17 protein-coding genes are annotated in these 16,028 nt (G+C 68.0%); 12 read left to right on the top strand and 5 right to left on the bottom strand.

Annotation, left to right across the window (positions count from 1 at the left end):
• The 3 genes from parE to LK533_RS01395 form a co-directional block, all read right to left on the bottom strand.
• Entirely contained in the window at nucleotides 1–1,983 is a 1,983-nt protein-coding gene (gene parE, locus LK533_RS01385) for a DNA topoisomerase IV subunit B (RefSeq protein WP_229360923.1), read from the bottom strand.
• Between the two features lie 45 nt (nucleotides 1,984–2,028).
• Nucleotides 2,029–3,039 carry an alpha/beta fold hydrolase gene (locus tag LK533_RS01390; RefSeq protein WP_229360924.1) on the bottom strand — a complete coding sequence of 337 codons (1,011 nt, stop codon included), beginning with the start codon at nucleotides 3,037–3,039 and terminating at the stop codon, nucleotides 2,029–2,031.
• 158 nt (nucleotides 3,040–3,197) lie between these two features.
• Nucleotides 3,198–3,935: a GcrA family cell cycle regulator gene (locus LK533_RS01395; protein WP_229360925.1), complete on the bottom strand. Its 738-nt coding sequence runs from the start codon at nucleotides 3,933–3,935 to the stop codon at nucleotides 3,198–3,200.
• A 69-nt stretch (nucleotides 3,936–4,004) separates the two neighbouring features.
• On the opposite strand from LK533_RS01395, the gene LK533_RS01400 reads away from it, so the two are divergent.
• The 6 genes from LK533_RS01400 (at nucleotide 4,005) to LK533_RS01425 (ending at nucleotide 9,372) form a co-directional block, all read left to right on the top strand.
• Nucleotides 4,005–4,847, top strand: a complete 843-nt coding sequence (locus LK533_RS01400; RefSeq protein ID WP_229360927.1) for an ABC transporter permease — start codon at nucleotides 4,005–4,007, stop codon at nucleotides 4,845–4,847.
• A gap of 129 nt (nucleotides 4,848–4,976) precedes the next feature.
• Nucleotides 4,977–6,167 (top strand): aspartate aminotransferase family protein, encoded by a 1,191-nt coding sequence (locus tag LK533_RS01405; RefSeq protein WP_229360929.1) that lies wholly within the window; start codon nucleotides 4,977–4,979, stop codon nucleotides 6,165–6,167.
• 93 nt (nucleotides 6,168–6,260) lie between these two features.
• Entirely contained in the window at nucleotides 6,261–7,187 is a 927-nt protein-coding gene (gene argF, locus LK533_RS01410; protein ID WP_229360933.1) for an ornithine carbamoyltransferase, read from the top strand.
• A 301-nt stretch (nucleotides 7,188–7,488) separates the two neighbouring features.
• Nucleotides 7,489–8,400 (top strand): Hsp33 family molecular chaperone HslO, encoded by a 912-nt coding sequence (locus LK533_RS01415; RefSeq protein ID WP_229360935.1) that lies wholly within the window; start codon nucleotides 7,489–7,491, stop codon nucleotides 8,398–8,400.
• Nucleotides 8,401–8,478: 78 nt separating this feature from the next.
• Nucleotides 8,479–8,901 (top strand): hypothetical protein, encoded by a 423-nt coding sequence (locus LK533_RS01420; protein WP_229360937.1) that lies wholly within the window; start codon nucleotides 8,479–8,481, stop codon nucleotides 8,899–8,901.
• 267 nt (nucleotides 8,902–9,168) lie between these two features.
• Complete coding sequence (locus tag LK533_RS01425; protein WP_229360939.1) at nucleotides 9,169–9,372, top strand: hypothetical protein; 204 nt, start codon at nucleotides 9,169–9,171, stop codon at nucleotides 9,370–9,372.
• A 12-nt stretch (nucleotides 9,373–9,384) separates the two neighbouring features.
• Here LK533_RS01425 and LK533_RS01430 read toward each other — a convergent pair whose 3' ends face one another.
• Together LK533_RS01430 and LK533_RS01435 are read right to left on the bottom strand one after the other, a co-directional pair.
• Complete coding sequence (locus LK533_RS01430) at nucleotides 9,385–10,677, bottom strand: M20/M25/M40 family metallo-hydrolase (RefSeq protein WP_229360946.1); 1,293 nt, start codon at nucleotides 10,675–10,677, stop codon at nucleotides 9,385–9,387.
• A 47-nt stretch (nucleotides 10,678–10,724) separates the two neighbouring features.
• Nucleotides 10,725–11,180 (bottom strand): universal stress protein, encoded by a 456-nt coding sequence (locus LK533_RS01435; RefSeq protein ID WP_229360948.1) that lies wholly within the window; start codon nucleotides 11,178–11,180, stop codon nucleotides 10,725–10,727.
• Nucleotides 11,181–11,305: 125 nt separating this feature from the next.
• Between LK533_RS01435 and LK533_RS01440 the strand changes: the two genes are divergently transcribed.
• The 6 genes from LK533_RS01440 to LK533_RS01465 all read left to right on the top strand — a co-directional run bounded on the left by LK533_RS01440 (nucleotide 11,306) and on the right by LK533_RS01465 (nucleotide 15,791).
• Nucleotides 11,306–12,622, top strand: a complete 1,317-nt coding sequence (locus tag LK533_RS01440) for a pyruvate dehydrogenase complex dihydrolipoamide acetyltransferase (protein WP_229360949.1) — start codon at nucleotides 11,306–11,308, stop codon at nucleotides 12,620–12,622.
• 34 nt (nucleotides 12,623–12,656) lie between these two features.
• Entirely contained in the window at nucleotides 12,657–12,878 is a 222-nt protein-coding gene (locus tag LK533_RS01445; RefSeq protein ID WP_229360951.1) for a hypothetical protein, read from the top strand.
• Entirely contained in the window at nucleotides 12,871–13,260 is a 390-nt protein-coding gene (locus tag LK533_RS01450) for an acyl-CoA thioesterase (RefSeq protein ID WP_229360959.1), read from the top strand. Before LK533_RS01445 ends, LK533_RS01450 begins: the two co-directional genes overlap by 8 nt.
• 25 nt (nucleotides 13,261–13,285) lie before the next feature.
• Nucleotides 13,286–14,686, top strand: coding sequence for a dihydrolipoyl dehydrogenase (gene lpdA / locus LK533_RS01455; protein ID WP_229360961.1), 1,401 nt, complete (start codon nucleotides 13,286–13,288; stop codon nucleotides 14,684–14,686).
• A gap of 111 nt (nucleotides 14,687–14,797) precedes the next feature.
• On the top strand, nucleotides 14,798–15,085 hold the full coding sequence (locus LK533_RS01460; RefSeq protein ID WP_229360963.1) for a hypothetical protein: 288 nt from the start codon (nucleotides 14,798–14,800) through the stop codon (nucleotides 15,083–15,085).
• Nucleotides 15,086–15,170: 85 nt separating this feature from the next.
• Entirely contained in the window at nucleotides 15,171–15,791 is a 621-nt protein-coding gene (locus LK533_RS01465; RefSeq protein ID WP_229360965.1) for a DUF4142 domain-containing protein, read from the top strand.
• The last annotated feature ends 237 nt before the right edge of the window (nucleotides 15,792–16,028 follow it).

Here is a 16,028-nt window from a genome sequence, read left to right on the forward strand (position 1 = left end):
TCAGGCGTCGATGACTTCTTCGTCCAGCCGCGCCGCATTTTCCTGGATGAAGGCGAAGCGATGCGCGGGATTATTGCCCATCAGCCGGTCGACCAGGTCCTTTACGCCGGCCCGTTCCTCATATTCCTGGGGTAGGGTGATGCGGATCATCGAGCGGGTCTTGGGATCCATGGTGGTCTCGCGCAACTGCATCGGGTTCATCTCGCCCAAGCCCTTGAAGCGCGCGACCTCGACCTTCTTGCCCTTGAACACCGTGCGCTCCAGCTCGGCGCGATGCGCGTCGTCGCGGGCGTAGAGGCTCTTGGCACCCACCGTCAGGCGATAGAGCGGCGGCTGCGCCAGGTAGAGGTGCCCGCGCCGCACCAGGTCCGGCATCTCCTGGAAGAAGAACGTCATCAACAGCGTCGCGATGTGGGCGCCGTCGACATCCGCGTCCGTCATGATGACGATGCGCTCGTAGCGCAGGTGGGTCGGGTCGCAGTCCTTGCGCGTGCCGCAGCCCATGGCGAGGATCAGGTCGGCGATCTCCTGGTTGGCCAGGATCTTGGCGCTGGTGGCGGACGCGACGTTCAGGATCTTGCCGCGGATCGGCAGGATCGCCTGCGTCTTACGGTCGCGTGCCTGCTTGGCTGAGCCGCCGGCCGAGTCGCCCTCCACGATGAACAGCTCGGTGCCTGCGGGATCATCGGCGGCGCAGTCGGTGAGCTTGCCCGGCAGGCGCAGCTTGCGCGCCGAGGTCGCGGTCTTGCGCTTGACCTCGCGCTCCTGCTTGCGGCGCAGGCGCTCGTCCATCCGCTCCAGCACATAGCCCAGCAGCGCTTTGCCGCGATCCATGTTGTCGGAGAGATAATGGTCGAAATGGTCCCGCACGGCCTTTTCGACCAGCGCAGTGGCGTCGGGCGAGGTCAGCCGGTCCTTGGTCTGGCTCTGGAACTGCGGGTCGCGGATGAATACAGACAGCATCACCTCGGACCCGGTGAGCACGTCGTCCGGCGTCAGGTCTTTGGCCTTCTTCTGCCCCACCAGCTCGCCGAAGCCCCGCAGGCCGCGCACCAGGGCCTGACGAAGCCCCTGCTCGTGGGTGCCACCGTCCGGCGTCGGGATGGTGTTGCAGTACCAGCTGTAGCTTCCGTCGGACCACAGGGGCCAGGCGACCGCCCACTCCACGCGGCCCTGGCCCTCGGCAAACTCCTGTGCGCCGGCAAAGAAGTCGGCGGTGGCACACTCGCGCGCACCCACCTGCTCGCGCAGATGGTCGGCGAGACCGCCCGGGAACTGGAACACGGCGTCGGCCGGTGTGTCGTCGGAGATCAGCGACGGCGCACAGCGCCAGCGGATCTCGACACCGGCGAACAGATACGCCTTGGACCGGACCAGCTTGTGCAGCCGCGCCGGCTTGAACAGCATGTCGCCGAAGATTTCGGTGTCCGGCGTGAAGGCCACCGAGGTGCCGCGCCGGTTGGGCGCCGCACCGACCTTTTCGAGCGGTCCGAGCGTCTGTCCGCGTGCGAAGCGCTGGCGATAGAGCTGCCGATCGCGCGCGACCTCGACCACCGTGTCGGTCGACAGCGCGTTGACCACGCTGATGCCCACGCCGTGCAGGCCGCCCGAGGTCGCATAGGCCTTGCCCGTGAACTTGCCGCCCGAATGCAGCGTCGAGAGGATCACCTCCAGCGCCGACTTGTCCGGGAAGCGCGGGTGCGGGTCCACCGGGATGCCGCGGCCATTGTCCACGATGGTCAGGCGATTGCCTTCCTCCAGCGTCACTTCGATGCGATTGGCGTGGCCGGCGACCGCCTCGTCCATCGCATTGTCGAGCACTTCGGCCGCCAGGTGGTGCAGCGCACGCTCGTCGGTGCCGCCGATGTACATGCCGGGGCGGCGGCGAACCGGTTCCAGCCCCTCGAGCACCTCGATCGACGAGGCGTCGTAGCTGTTGCTGGCGGTGGTGGAGGAGGGCGACGCGAACAGGTCTTCTGCCATGGAACAGCTATAGTACGCGGGACGGCCGTGCGCAAAGCACGAGGCCTATTCTCCGCGCTGCAGCGCCGCCGCCAGCGCCGCATGGAACGTCGCAGGATCCTCGACCATCGGCGAGTGGCCGAGCGCGGGCAGGCGGACTAGCTGCGCGTCCGGGAATGCCTTCACCGCCGTCTCTGCCGCTTGCGGCACGGTGCGGACGCGGCCGCGGATCGCCTCGGGCGCGGTGTTGGCGCGGAAGGCGGTCTTGTCCTGCTGTCCGATGATGAGGGTCACGGGCACTTTCACCTGCGGCAATTCGGCGGCGACGGGCTGAGTCTCGATCATGTCGGACAGGCGCGCCTGCGCCTCGCGCACAATGTTGCCGTCGGGGCTCGCACATTGGCCGGCGAGCATCGCCACCCAGCGGTCATACGCCGGACGCCATGCCCCGTGATAATAGTTGCGCAGCTGATAGGCCTTGATCGTGTCCGCGCTGGTCTTCGCCTCTTCCGCGCGCAGGCCGTCGAGCGGGGTGTAAGGCACGCCCTCGGCCAGCGTGTCGTTGAGGCCGAGCGGATTGACCAGCACCAGCCGGGCCACCCGCTCCCGGTAAAGCAGCGCGAATCGAGTCGCGAGCACGCCACCGGTCGAATGGCCGACCAGCGCGACCCGCTTGACGCCCGCCTGATCCAGCAGCCCGGCGGTGAGCGCCGCCAGCGCATGAAAGCTGTACTGGAAGCCCGCGGGCTTGGAGGACTTGCAAAAGCCGATCTGATCGGGCGCGATCACGCGATAGCCGCGAGCCGCAAGGTCGCGGATAGTGTCGCCCCAGGTCGCGGCGCAGAAATTCTTGCCGTGCAGCAGCACCACGGTGGTGCCGTTCGCCCGGGTCGTGGCTGCGACGTCGAGATAGGCCATGCGCACGGCATCGCCCTGCGCCTGAGTCTCGAACCAGCGTACCGGGTATGGATAGTCGAACCGTTCGAGGTTCGCGCCCAGGTCCGGCGTCGCCTGGGCGATCGCCGCACCGGGTGCCGCCAGCAGTGCCAGCGCCAGTGTCCAACTCGTCTGTCGCATTCTCGGCTCCCCGCCTGTTGCCCCAAGGGCTACCCGCGCCCGTGCTCCTGCGCAGGCAGGAGCACGGGATCACGGGCGGTGCCCACTGTGGCTCTGGGCTCCTGCGCAGGCAGGAGCACGGTCAGGGGAACAACGGCGACTCGCCTGCGACGTTCCGATCAGCGGACGCGCGGGCCGCCATAGGGAAGCGGCGGCGGCGGGCGACGGTCGCGGCGGGGGAGCTGCGCCTGATAGGCGTGGCCGCAATGCTCGACGCAGTACGGGAAGCCGGGGTTCACCTTGTCGCCGCAGAAGTGGAAGTCCGGCTCGCCCGGATGGCCGATCGGCCATTTGCAGATGCGGTCGTTGAGGTCGAGCAGCGTGGTCTTGCCCGCGATCGCGTCGCTGGGACGGGCCGGCACCAGGCGGCGCGGCGGGGCCGGGGTGATCGGCGCGCTGTTCTCGCCGGGGTTCTGGCGCAGGAAGCCGCCGGGGCCGACCGAACGCAATGTCGGCTGGCGCGGCGTTTCGGCTGCGGCGGGGGCCTCGTCCGCATCGTCTTCGGGCTCGGCGGGCGCTGCCGCCACAGGTTCCGGCGCACGCACGGGGGCGGGCTTCACCGGCTCGGGCGCGACCGGTGCCGCGACTCGCTTGGGCGCAGGCGGCTCGGCCGGCGCCGCGACGGGTTCCACCGGTGCAGGAGCAACGGGGGCAGCGGCCGCCGCAGCTGCCGCCTTCTTGGCCTCCGGATCATTGGCGCGCACGGGCGAGGGACGCGACTGGAGCCCCAGCCGGTGTGCCTTGCCGATCACCGCATTGCGGCTGATCCCGCCCAGCTCTTCCGCGATCTGGCTCGCCGTCTGCCCGGCTTCCCACATCTTGGTCAGCGTGGCGATGCGTTCCTCGGTCCAACTCATTCGTCGTCGTTCCCCACTCGGTTTCCGGCGCGGGTTGCGGCCCGCGGCGCCAGCGACTACGCGGCACCCATGGCCGATCAGCCCCTCGCATCCGAAAACAGGATTTCCGACCCCGGTGTTCCGGTCATCCGGAACGTCAATTGGGGCGGCTTGCGTGCGCTCTATATCAAGGAGGTGCGCCGTTTCTTCAAGGTGCAGCTCCAGACGATCTGGGCGCCGGCCATCCAGACGCTGCTGTACCTGGTGGTGTTCACCACCGCACTGGGTGCGCGCGGCGCGGTTCCGGTCGGCGGCGGCACCGTCGCATTCGCCGATTTCCTGGCGCCCGGCCTTATCGTGATGGGCATGCTCACCAACGCCTACGCCAATGCCAGCTTCTCGCTGCTGGTCGGCAAGATGCAGGGCACGATCGTCGACTATCTGATGCCGCCGCTCTCGACGGGCGAGCTGCTGGCGGCGCTGGTAGGCGGTGCGGTGACGCGCGCGTTCCTGGTCGGCGGCGCGGTCTGGCTGGCGATGGCGCTGTGGCCGGGCGTGCATGTGACTCCGCAGCACCTCTGGGCGATCCTGTGGTTCGGCTTCCTGGGTTCGGTGTTCCTGGCGCTGGTGGGCGTGCTCACCTCGATCTGGGCGGAGAAGTTCGACCATGCCGCTGCGGTCCAGAATTTCGTCGTCGGGCCGCTGACCCTCTTGTCCGGCACCTTCTATTCGGTCGAGCGGCTGGCGCCGAGCTTCCAGGCGATCAGCCACGCCAACCCGTTCTTCTACATCATCTCAGGCTTTCGGTACGGCTTCATCGGCGCTGCCGATTCGCCGGTGCTCGTCGGCAGCCTGTTCATCCTGGGCGTCGACATCGTGCTGGGCTTCATCGCCTATCGCCTGCTGGCGAGCGGGTGGAAGACCAAGAGCTGAGGCGTTCGACACCGGCATGGTGTTGACCGGCTCCGGCTGGTGCGCGTACACCCCCATGAGGGCGGCCTGGCTTGGCCGCCCTTTCGCGTTTCTGGAGCCTTTTCCGCTCAGCCCCAAGGAGGCAGTTCGATGACCATCACCGCGCTCATGCCCGTTTACCCACGGTCTGGCGTGCGCCCGGTGCGAGGCGAGGGCTGCTATCTCTATGGCGAGGACGGCACCCAGTATCTGGACTTCGCCGCCGGCATCGCCGTCAACGCGCTCGGCCACGGCCATCCGCACCTGGTAAAGGCGATCGCCGACCAGGCCGCGACGCTGATGCACGTCTCCAACCTCTACGGCAGTCCGCAAGGCGAGGCGCTGGCACAGCGCATCGTCGACAACAGCTTTGCCGACACCGTGTTCTTCACCAACTCGGGCGCCGAGGCCGTCGAGTGCGCGATCAAGACCGCGCGCCGCTATCATTTTGCCAACGGCAGTCCCGAGCGCCACAAGCTCATCACCTTCAAGAACGCGTTCCACGGGCGCACGCTGGGTGCGATCTCCGCGACCGACCAGCCCAAGATGCGCGACGGGTTCGAGCCGCTGCTGCCGGGCTTCGACTATGTCGCGTTCAACGACCTGGAAGGCGCGCTCGCAAAGATCGACGGCGAGACCGCCGGCTTCCTGGTCGAGACGGTGCAGGGCGAAGGCGGGCTGATGGCCGGCACGCCCGAGTTCATCCAGGGCCTGCGCAAGGCGTGCGACGAGCATGGCCTGCTGCTGGTGCTCGACGAAGTGCAGTGCGGCTACGGCCGCACCGGTACGTTCTTTGCCCATGAGCAGTACGGCGTCACGCCCGACATCATGGCAGTGGCAAAGGGCATCGGCGGCGGCTTCCCGCTCGGCGCCTGTCTCGCGACCGAGGAAGCGGCCAAGGGCATGGTCTTCGGCACCCACGGCTCAACCTATGGCGGCAACCCGCTGGCGATGGCGGCCGGCCAGGCCGTGCTCGACGTCATGCTGGAGCCCGGCTTCCTCGATGGGGTGAAGGCAAAAGGCGAGCGGCTGCGCTCCGGGCTCGAGCAGATGATCCCCAACCACGATCACCTGTTCGAGGAGATTCGTGGCAAGGGGCTGATGCTGGGCATCAAGCTGAAGGCCGACGCGCGCGAGTTCGTGGCGCACCTGCGCGATCATCACCAGCTGCTGACGGTCGCAGCCGGCGGCAACGTCGTCCGCGTGCTGCCGCCGCTGGTGATCGACGAGAAGCACATCGCCGAGGCGGTGGAAAAGATCTCGGCAGGGGCGCGGACCTTCGTACCCGCCGCCAACGACTGATCCGCCTGACCTGAACACCGACCATTCCGTCCGCGCGGGCGTGCCTTTCGTCAAAGGCGCGCCTGTGCGGCGGGGCAGCCAAGGGCCTTGTCCATGACCCAGACTCGCCACTTCCTCGACCTTTCCTCCGCCGGTGCCGACGGCGTGGCCGCGATGCTGGCCGATGCGCTCGACCGCAAGGCTGCGCGCGCCGGCTTCCCCAAGGGCCGTGCCGACGCCGACGCCCCGCTTGCCGGCCACACGCTGGCGATGGTGTTCGAGAAATCCTCCACCCGCACCCGCGTGTCCTTCGACATGGCGATGCGCCAGCTGGGCGGCAACGCGGTGATCCTCGACAGCGGCACCAGCCAACTCGGCCGGGGCGAGACGGTCGCCGACACCGCGCGCGTGCTGTCGGGCTATTGCGACGCCATCATGGTGCGCACCGACGACCATGCGAAGCTGGAGGAGATGGCGGCCTATGCGACCGTGCCGGTCATCAACGGCCTCACCGACGCTTCGCACCCCTGCCAGATCATGGCGGATCTGCTGACCGTGATCGAGGCGGGCGTAGCGCTGCCGGGCAGCAAATGGGCGTGGCTGGGCGACGGCAACAACGTGCTCCACTCGATCATCGAGGCGGGCGCGCTGATGCACTTCGACGTGGTCGCCGCCTGCCCGGAGGGCTTTGACCCCGCGCCGCACGTGCTGGAGGCAGCGGGCGCCCGCGCCCGCGTCTGCCGCGATCCGCTGGAGGCGGTGTCCGGCGCCGACGTGATCGTCACCGACACCTGGATCTCGATGGGCCAGGCCCACGCCGACGCGAAGCTTGCGGCCATGGCGCCGTTCCAGGTGACGGAGGCGCTGATGGCCGCCGCCAAGCCGGACGCGAAGTTCCTCCACTGCCTGCCCGCGCACCGCGGCGAGGAAGTGGTGCCGGAAGTGATCGACGGCCCGCAGTCGCTGATCTGGCCGGAGGCGGCGAATCGCCTCCACGCACAGAAGTCGGTGCTGCGCTGGTGCTTCGGGCAGGTGGGCTGAGGGCTTCGCTTTTCGCAGCCCGTGCTTTCCCACCATCCGTTTGCCTCGAGGAGCCGTCGAGCTTGTCGAGACGGCGCATCGAGAGGTCGGTCGTTGTGGCTCTCTCGATACGGGCTCTCGACAAGCTCGATCCCTACTCGAGGCGAACGGATAAAGGTCCGTTGCCGATCGCGTCCGGCTCCCTATCTTGAAGCCACACCACCGAGCGCCGTTCGCCCCCGCAGGGGCCGCTCTTCTTCTCCCATGCGGGCGGAAGGGGAAGGGCAGGGCTCGGTCAGGCTCAGCCCGAATGGTAGACGACATGCAGGAACCCACCGCCACCGATCTCGACCGCGCGATCGGCTTCACCATTCCCGAGCGCGACGCGCGCGGCCGCATCACCCGGCTGGGCCCGGTGCTCGACTCGATCCTCTCGGCGCACGCCTATCCGCCGGCGATCGAGACGCTGCTGGCCGAGGCGCTGGCGCTCACCGCGCTGCTCGGCTCGACGCTGAAGGGCGAGGAAGGCCAGCTCACGCTCCAGGCGCAGACCCAGAACGGCATCGTCCGGCTGATGGTCTGCGACTTCAAGGGCGGAGAGCTGCGCGGCTATGTCGACTATGATGCGGACCGGCTGGCGGCGCTGCCGGAGGCGCCGTCGCTGTTCGCGCTGTTCGGCACCGGCTATCTGGCGATCACCTTTGACCAGGCGGTGACCGGCGAACGCTATCAGGGCATCGTGCCGCTGGATGGCGAGTCGCTGGCCGATGCGGCGCAAAGCTACTTCCTCCAGTCGGAGCAGATCCCGAGCCTGGTGCGTCTGGGTGTCGGCCGCGACTCGTCCGGCCGGCGGGTTGCGGGCGGCCTGTTCCTCCAGCACCTGCCCGATGGCGAGGAAGGACGTGACCGGCTCCACACCCGGCTCGATCATCCGCAGTGGCAGCATGTCGAGGCACTGGGCGCCACCATGGGGGCGGACGAGCTTGCCGATCCGTCGCTGACGCTGGAGACGCTGATCTGGCGTCTGTTCAACGAGGAGCGCGAAGTGCTGGTGCAGGGCAGCACGGCGCTTACCCGCGGCTGCCGCTGCGACGCGACCTATATCCAGGAGGTGCTGGCGCGCTTCCCGGAGGAGGAGCGGCGCGAGATGGCGGATGAGAACGGCCTGATCATGGTCGACTGCGCGTTTTGCGCCACCAAGTTCCCCGTGTCCTTCGAAGCGGTGGCGTCTTGATCTGAGTTGCAACGGCGGCAGCTGCTCCCCACATCCGGCGCGGGGGCGCTGCCGCTGGCGGCTAAGGGAAGGCGAGTTATGAGGGGTGGGGGCGCAACACGCGTCGTTCTGACCGCACTGGCGGCCGTGCTGGGCACTATGCCGGCGGCCGCGCTGGCGCCGGGCTTGCAGGTGACGGAAGCGATCGAGACCGGGCAGTGGCTGGTGCGGGAGCGCGGCGCAAAGGCAGGCGGGCGCACCGTCTGCCTGCGGGATGTCGCGTCGCTGATCCAGATGCATCACGCGGGCGCGCAATGTTCGCGCTTCGTGATCGACAACGGCCCACGCGCCGCCACCGTCCACTACACCTGCCCTGGAGCCGGCCATGGTCGCACCACCATCACGGTGGAAACGACACACGCAATGACCGTCGAGACTCAGGGTATTGCCGACGGGCTGCCGTTCCAGGACGAATATTGGGTGCGCCGGACGGGCAGCTGCAAGGCGGGCGGCAGCCGTTAAGGCTGGGTTTATTCAGCCTGTCCTATGTGTCGGACAGCCGATGGTTCCGGCGCATGTATCCCCTTAAGAAATGACCCTCGGGCCGCTCAACAGCGGCCCGTTCTTTGTTCGCGTCGTGCGCGCCGCCGTTCCCTTTCGGTACAGGCCCGTGCGCCTGTCGCGCGTGACGTGTCGCGGTGTTCTCCCATATAAGAAGTTGCATTCGGCCACCGGGCGGTGACTCGCGCGTCGGACGAAGCAGCATCGGGATAGTCGGGAGACGGCCCCATGGATTTGCTTTGCAGGGTGATCGGCCACAAGCATGCCAGGCGCGTGTGGCACGACGGGGTCGATTTTCGCGCGCGCTGCGCCCGCTGCGGCGGCGACATGCTGCGCGACGGCGTGCACGGCGGTTGGCGCCTCTTTGATCCCGCGGGCGATGCCGACCCGATCCGCATGGAAAAGCCGGCGAATCGCAGCCACGCCGGTTGAGGCGCCGCCGGCTCAGCTGCGTGGGGCGCGACCGGCGAAGCTGACCAGGCTCTCGCTCCCGTCCTTTGCCAGCGCCGACACGCCGACGAAGTGATCGTCGACCACCACGCCCTTCAGCACATGGCGCGTGGCCGCGACGTCGACGTGGTCCGTCCAGTCCTGCGCATCGTTGCGCCGCCAGTGGACGCGATAGCCGGCCGCACCGGGCACCGCCTGCCAGGTGACGGTGGTGTCGGTCTGCAGCGCGCCGGCGATCGCCACCCCGTCCGGCGCGGCAGGTGCTGCCGCCAGCCGCGCGGCGGTTGCGATGTTGAGCGCGGTGACCTTTGCTAGATAAGGAAAGTCCATCCGGTCGATCGTGTCGCCATAGACGCGGCCCGCTTCGGTCCGCAGGTCCTGGTGCTGCGCATCGTAATTCTCCGCCGCCTCGCTGAAGCGGACCGCCGGATAGCCAAGCTTCAGGAACGCCTCATGGTCGCCGCCGCGACCGAAACGGTCGGCACGCCGGTCGAGGAACGCGTCGAGCCCGCCCGGCACGGTCCCGGCCACGTGATCGACCGCCTTGGCCAGCGCGCGGCTGGGGCCATCGTCCTCGCCACCGGCGGCGCGGCGCGCCATTTGCGCTTCCAGCGGCTCGGACGAGCGGATGCCTTCGGAAAACACCCGCACCCGATCCGCGACTCGCCGGCCGTCGAGACCCGTCGTGTTGCCGACGATGTCGTTGTTGAGCACCGCGCTTACCGTCCAGCCGCGTTCCTTCGCGGTTTCCGCAAGCAGCTGCGCCCCCCACAGACCCTGCTCCTCGCCCGACAGCGCCGCATAGACGATGGTCGCGTCGAACTTCTCCTTCGAAAGGATGCGCGCCGCCTCCAGCACCAGCGCCACGCCCGAGGCATCGTCATTGGCGCCCGGCGCATCGCTCGTGGTGTTCATCACGTCGGTCACACGGCTGTCGATGTGCCCCATGACGATCACGACTCGCTTGAGGTCGCGGCCTTGCTGGAAGCCAAGCACGTCCACCACCTGCGCGCCGTCGGGCGCCCGCGGCCCGGTGAAGCCGCGCGCGATGTTGGCGACCGTGATGCAGCCGCCGCATGCCTGGCCGATGCGGTCCATCTCGTTCCCGAACCAGCGCCGCGCGGCACCGATGCCGCGGGTCGGATGGTCGGGCGAGGACAGCGTGTGGCGCGTGCCGAATGACACCAGCTTTGTGACGTCGGCCTTCAGCCGTTCGGGGCTTGGCGTCTCACGCGCGGTGGCGGGGGTGGCGAGCGCCAGGAGCGGCAGGAGAAAAAGGGTTCGCATAAATACAGGGTGTGGCCGCGATTTCGCGCCGGCTCAAGCGCTTCACGTCAGCTCAGCCGGTCGATCGCCTCGCGGTCCAGGCTGCCGGGCACGATCATCACCGGCACCGGCAGCGTGCCGGCATCGGTTCCCGCAAAGTGGCTGACGAGCGGGCCGGGCGCGCCGCTTGCGGCGGCGCCCAGCACCAGCGCGGCGATGTCCGGATTGCCGGCGATCATCTCGCGCACCACGGCGGGTCCGTCTCCCTCGCGCACGGTCAGCGCCGGCTTCAGCCCCGACTCTTCGATCAGCGTGCCTGCTGCGGCGGCGACCAGCCCTCGCGCGCGCTGATGGGTCTCCTGCTCCATCGTCGCCATCACGCCGCCCCACTGGACGAACTCCTGCGGCTCGATCAGCGCGAGGATTTCTACCGACCCGCCGGTCTTCACCGCCCGCCTTGCGGCGAACCGCAGCGCGATCTGCGATTCCGGGCTTTCGTCGATCACCACCAGATAAGTACGCATCGAAAACGCTCCCCTTTGGTTACAAGCGTGGCGGCACGACGACGTTCGCGCAAGCCCACGGGGTTGACCGGTGCGGCTGCGACGGCAAAGGAAGGGCCGAGCCTCGAGAGGATCCAGCTGTACCCATGTCGATCGAAATCAAGATGCCCGCGCTTTCCCCCACCATGGAGGAGGGAACCCTCGCCAAGTGGCTGGTGAAAGAGGGCGACACCGTTCGCTCCGGCGACCTGATGGCAGAGATCGAGACCGACAAGGCCACGATGGAATTCGAGGCGGTCGACGAAGGTACGATCGCCAAGATCCTGGTCGCCGAAGGCTCCGACAATGTGAAGGTCGGAACGGTTATCGCGATCCTCGCTGCCGAAGGCGAGGACGTGAGCGCGGCGGAAGCGCCGGCTGCAGCCGCGCCGACCCCGGCTGCGTCTCCTGCCCCGACGGCAACCGCGGCGCCTGCCGAGCAGCCCAAGGCAGAGGCAAAGCCCGCCGCCGCGCCGGCACCGGCCGCCCCCGCCGCGGGTGGCAACCGCGTGAAGGCCAGCCCGCTCGCCCGCCGACTCGCTGCCGAGCAGGGCATCGATCTCGCCACCCTCGCGGGCTCGGGTCCCAACGGCCGCATCGTGAAGGCGGATCTGGAAGGCGCCAAGCCCGGCCAGGGCAAGGCTGCGGCGCCCGCGGCCGACACCACCGCCAGCGTCCCGGCCGGCGGCACTGCGCCCAGCCAGGAGACCAAGGCGGTCTGGTACGACGAGTCGATCCCGCATGAGGTCACCAAGCTCTCCAACATCCGCAAGACGATCGCCCGCCGCCTGACCGAGGCGAAGCAGACGATTCCGCACATCTATCTCACGGTGGACGTCCGCCTGGACGCGCTGCTCAAGCTGCGCGGCGAGCTCAACAAGAGCCTGGACGCGCGCGGCGTGAAGCTGTCGGTCAACGACCTGCTGATCAAGGCGCTGGGCATTGCGCTCGAGCAGAGCCCGAAGTGCAACGTGACGTTCCTGGGCGACCAGCTCGTCAGCTACAGCCGCGCCGACGTGTCGGTGGCGGTCTCCACGCCGACCGGCCTGATCACCCCGATCATCCGCGACGCGGCGGCCAAGGGCGTTGCCCGCATCTCGACCGAGATGAAGGAGCTCGCCGGCCGCGCCAAGGAGAACAAGCTGAAGCCCGAGGAATATCAGGGCGGCACCGCCAGCCTGTCCAACATGGGCATGTTCGGCATCAAGCAGTTCGAAGCGGTCATCAACCCGCCGCAGGGCATGATCCTGGCGGTCGGCGCGGGCGAGAAGCGCCCGTACATCGTCGACGACGCGCTGGGAGTCGCGACCGTCATGACGGCGACCGGCAGCTTCGACCACCGCGCCATCGACGGTGCGGACGGCGCGCAGATGCTCAAGCTGTTCAAGGCACTGGTCGAGCAGCCGATGGGCCTGCTTGCGTGACGGCTGGGCACACCCGGCTGGACGGAGCGGCATGATGAAGATGCGGGTTGCGATCGAGGTGGTCCAGATCCTGCTCAGCGTCGCCATTGTCGTCGGGCTGGGAATGCTCTCCGCATGGTCCTACCGCCCGGCGACCGACGACATCTGGCTGGTGACGTCGGTTGCGGTGCTGGTCGTCGTCGTGCTCGGCGTGCGCCAGCTGCAGCGCGCCATTGCCGAGCATCGTACCGTTTCCGGAAGCCTGGCACATGACTGACACCCCTCCGTCCAGCGAACCTGCGCTGCGCGTCACCACCATGCCCGCCGACGCCAACCCGTATGGCGACATCTTCGGCGGCTGGCTGATGAGCCAGATGGACATGGCCGCCGGGCTGGTCGCCGCCCGCCATTCGCGCGGCCGTGCCGTCACCATCGCGGTGGAGGCGATGAAGTTTCACGCACCCGTCGCGGTCGGGGACGAGGTGTCGGTGTACGCGGAACTGGTGAAGACCGGCCGCACCTCCATGACGATCGACGTCGAGGCCTGGCGCCGCGCCCGCCATGTCGAGGAGCGACGCCGGGTCACCCAGGCGCGCTTCGTCTTCGTCGCCATCGACGAGCACCGGCATCCGCGCCCGATCAACGCCGTAGAACAGTAAAAACGCAGAACGGAAGCACCAAGCCATGGCTGAAACCTACGACCTCATCGTTCTCGGCTCCGGGCCGGGGGGCTATGTCGCGGCGATCCGTGCGGCGCAGCTGGGCCTCAAGACCGCGATCGTAGAGCGCGAGAACCTGGGCGGCATCTGCCTCAACTGGGGCTGCATCCCGACCAAGGCGCTGCTGCGCTCGGCCGAGATCTTCCACTATATGCAGCATGCCAAGGATTATGGCCTGGTCGCCGACAAGATCAGCGCGGACCTGGATGCGGTGGTGAAGCGCTCGCGCGGGGTTGCCAAGCAGCTCAACCAGGGCGTCACCCACCTGATGAAGAAGAACAAGGTGGCGGTGCACATGGGCACCGGCAAGCTGACCGGGAAGGGCAAGCTCAGCGTGACCGGCGCCGACGGCAAGACCACCGAGCTTGCGGCCAAGAACATCATCGTCGCGACCGGCGCGCGCGCCCGCGACCTGCCGAATCTGCCGGCCGACGGCCAGCGCGTGTGGACCTATCGCCACGCGATGACGCCGAGCGAGATGCCGGGCAAGCTGCTGGTCATCGGATCGGGCGCGATCGGGATCGAGTTCGCCAGCTTCTACAACGACATGGGGTCCGAAGTGACCGTGGTCGAGATGATGGACCGCATCGTGCCGGTCGAGGATGCCGACATCTCGGTGTTCCTGGAGAAGTCGCTCACCAAGCAAGGCATGAAGATCCTGACCAGCGCCAAGATCGACAAAATCGCGGTCGATGCGAACGGCGTGAAGGCGACCATCACGGGCAAGGACGGCAAGGCGTTCGACGGCGAGTACAGCCATGTCATCGTCGCGATCGGCATCGTGCCGAACACCGCCGATATCGGCCTGAAGGAACTGGGCGTCGCGATGAACGACCGCGGCTTCCTGGAGACGGACGCCACCTGCAAGACCAATGTCGAGGGGCTGTGGGCGATCGGGGACATCACCGCGCCGCCCTGGCTCGCGCACAAGGCCAGCCACGAGGGCGTGATCGCGGTCGAGGCGATTGCGGGCAAGCACCCGCATGCCATGGACGTGCGCAACATCCCGGGCTGCACCTATTGCCATCCGCAGATCGCCAGCGTGGGCCTGACCGAGGCCAAGGCCAAGGAAGCGGGCTATGAGGTGAAGGCTGGGACCTTCCCGTTTATCGGCAACGGCAAGGCGATCGCGCTCGGCGAAGCGGAAGGCTTCATCAAGACGGTGTTCGACGCCAAGACCGGCGAGCTGCTGGGCGCGCACATGATCGGCGCCGAGGTAACCGAGATGATCCAGGGCTACACCGTCGGCAAGACGCTGGAGACGACGGAAGCGGAGCTGATGGAAACGGTGTTCCCGCATCCGACCATGTCGGAAGCGATGCACGAAAGCGTGCTCGCGGCCTACGGTCGCGCGCTGCACATCTGATCGGGCAGGCGGGCGCTCTTCGCGGCGCCCGCCGCCTCTTTCCCGCTTTTCTACCGGCGGCCGGAACGGCACTCGCGAGGACACGTTGTTGCCCGCGAAGGAGACGCCGCCATGACCAAAGCCGTTCCGATGCTGATGCTCCCGCTCGTCGCCCTGCTCGGGGCGTGTGGAGGCGGCGGCGATGAGGTCCGCGTGACCAACGACTCGAACGTCGTGCTCAACGACAGCTATGACAACATGGCCTTCTCGAACGATGGCGAGGATCCGGCCAATGCTGCGGGCAGTGCCGGCGGCAGCATGGATGGGGCGATGTTGGCCAACGACTCGGAGGCCAACACGACGGCGCCAGCGTCCAACGACAGCTTGCCGATCGCCAACGACGCCGCCCCGACACGCTGATCGGGTCCGCTCGCACGCAGCATGCACCTGCCCATCTGAAAACAGGGCGGGCGGCTCGCGTCGCAACCGTTGAAGGAGAGAACGCATGAAGAAGCTCTTGCTGACTGCTGCCATGGCCCCGGTGCTGATGGGCCTCGCCGCGTGCGGTGACCGCTCGGCTACCGACAACACCAACACGGTCGTTGCCGATGAGGGCATGGCGAACGACACGCTTCTCACGGATGAGACGGTGACCGGAAACGAGGCGGTGGCGAATGACGCCACCGCAGGCGAGGTCGGGTCGGCCGCGAACCTGACGGCGCAGGCGTTTGCCAACACCATGGCGGCCAGCGACATGTTCGAGATCGAATCGGCCAAGGTGGCACAGGACAAGGCGACGAACCCGGCGCTCAAGAAGTTCGCCGCGCAGATGATCAAGGATCACACTGCGTCCACCGCCAAGCTCAAGACTGCGGCCGCCAGCGCCAACGTCACGCCGGCACCGGCGCTCACGGGTGAGCAGACCGCCAACCTGGCGGCGCTGCGCGCGGCCAGCGGCACTGAGTTCGACACGCTCTACAAGCAGCAGCAGGTCGCCGCCCACCAGCAGGCGCTCGCCAATCTGCAGGGCTATGCGTCGAGCGGAGATGCCCCGGCGATCAAGACCTTTGCCTCGAACACCGCCAAGGTGGTCGAGACGCATCTGAAGGAAGTCCAGGGGATGTGATCCCGGAGCGGGCGCGGGGACATCCTCGCGCCCGCTTGTCTTTCCGCCGCGCGACGGCCGCGGCGAGGGCGCTCGTCCCGTCCAAGGGAGCCGTAGCGCGCGACGGCCGGACGACCCGGCCGCGCCATTGACCGTCCACCACCGAAAGCGTATAGCCGCGGCCGTTCAATGGGATGGTTCCGGTTTTCCGGTTCGACCTGCTGGGCAGAGCTGAACGTTGTTGGAGACCTAAGGCCC

This window comes from Sphingomonas sp. PL-96 (genome assembly GCF_020707215.1).
GTDB lineage: Bacteria > Pseudomonadota > Alphaproteobacteria > Sphingomonadales > Sphingomonadaceae > Sphingomonas.

Bases quoted from the DNA above. Each gene is read 5' to 3' on its own strand.
- LK533_RS01415 (WP_229360935.1), top strand. From the start codon at position 7,489: ATGCAGGAACCCACCGCCACCGATCTCGACCGCGCGATCGGCTTCACC.
- LK533_RS01405 (WP_229360929.1), top strand. From the start codon at position 4,977: ATGACCATCACCGCGCTCATGCCCGTTTACCCACGGTCTGGCGTGCGC.
- LK533_RS01450 (WP_229360959.1), top strand. From the start codon at position 12,871: ATGACTGACACCCCTCCGTCCAGCGAACCTGCGCTGCGCGTCACCACC.
- LK533_RS01435 (WP_229360948.1), bottom strand. From the start codon at position 11,180: ATGCGTACTTATCTGGTGGTGATCGACGAAAGCCCGGAATCGCAGATC.
- LK533_RS01440 (WP_229360949.1), top strand. From the start codon at position 11,306: ATGTCGATCGAAATCAAGATGCCCGCGCTTTCCCCCACCATGGAGGAG.
- parE (WP_229360923.1), bottom strand. From the start codon at position 1,983: ATGGCAGAAGACCTGTTCGCGTCGCCCTCCTCCACCACCGCCAGCAAC.
- LK533_RS01390 (WP_229360924.1), bottom strand. From the start codon at position 3,039: ATGCGACAGACGAGTTGGACACTGGCGCTGGCACTGCTGGCGGCACCC.
- LK533_RS01460 (WP_229360963.1), top strand. From the start codon at position 14,798: ATGACCAAAGCCGTTCCGATGCTGATGCTCCCGCTCGTCGCCCTGCTC.
- LK533_RS01400 (WP_229360927.1), top strand. From the start codon at position 4,005: ATGGCCGATCAGCCCCTCGCATCCGAAAACAGGATTTCCGACCCCGGT.
- LK533_RS01395 (WP_229360925.1), bottom strand. From the start codon at position 3,935: ATGAGTTGGACCGAGGAACGCATCGCCACGCTGACCAAGATGTGGGAA.
- lpdA (WP_229360961.1), top strand. From the start codon at position 13,286: ATGGCTGAAACCTACGACCTCATCGTTCTCGGCTCCGGGCCGGGGGGC.
- LK533_RS01445 (WP_229360951.1), top strand. From the start codon at position 12,657: ATGAAGATGCGGGTTGCGATCGAGGTGGTCCAGATCCTGCTCAGCGTC.
- LK533_RS01430 (WP_229360946.1), bottom strand. From the start codon at position 10,677: ATGCGAACCCTTTTTCTCCTGCCGCTCCTGGCGCTCGCCACCCCCGCC.
- LK533_RS01420 (WP_229360937.1), top strand. From the start codon at position 8,479: ATGAGGGGTGGGGGCGCAACACGCGTCGTTCTGACCGCACTGGCGGCC.
- argF (WP_229360933.1), top strand. From the start codon at position 6,261: ATGACCCAGACTCGCCACTTCCTCGACCTTTCCTCCGCCGGTGCCGAC.
- LK533_RS01425 (WP_229360939.1), top strand. From the start codon at position 9,169: ATGGATTTGCTTTGCAGGGTGATCGGCCACAAGCATGCCAGGCGCGTG.
- LK533_RS01465 (WP_229360965.1), top strand. From the start codon at position 15,171: ATGAAGAAGCTCTTGCTGACTGCTGCCATGGCCCCGGTGCTGATGGGC.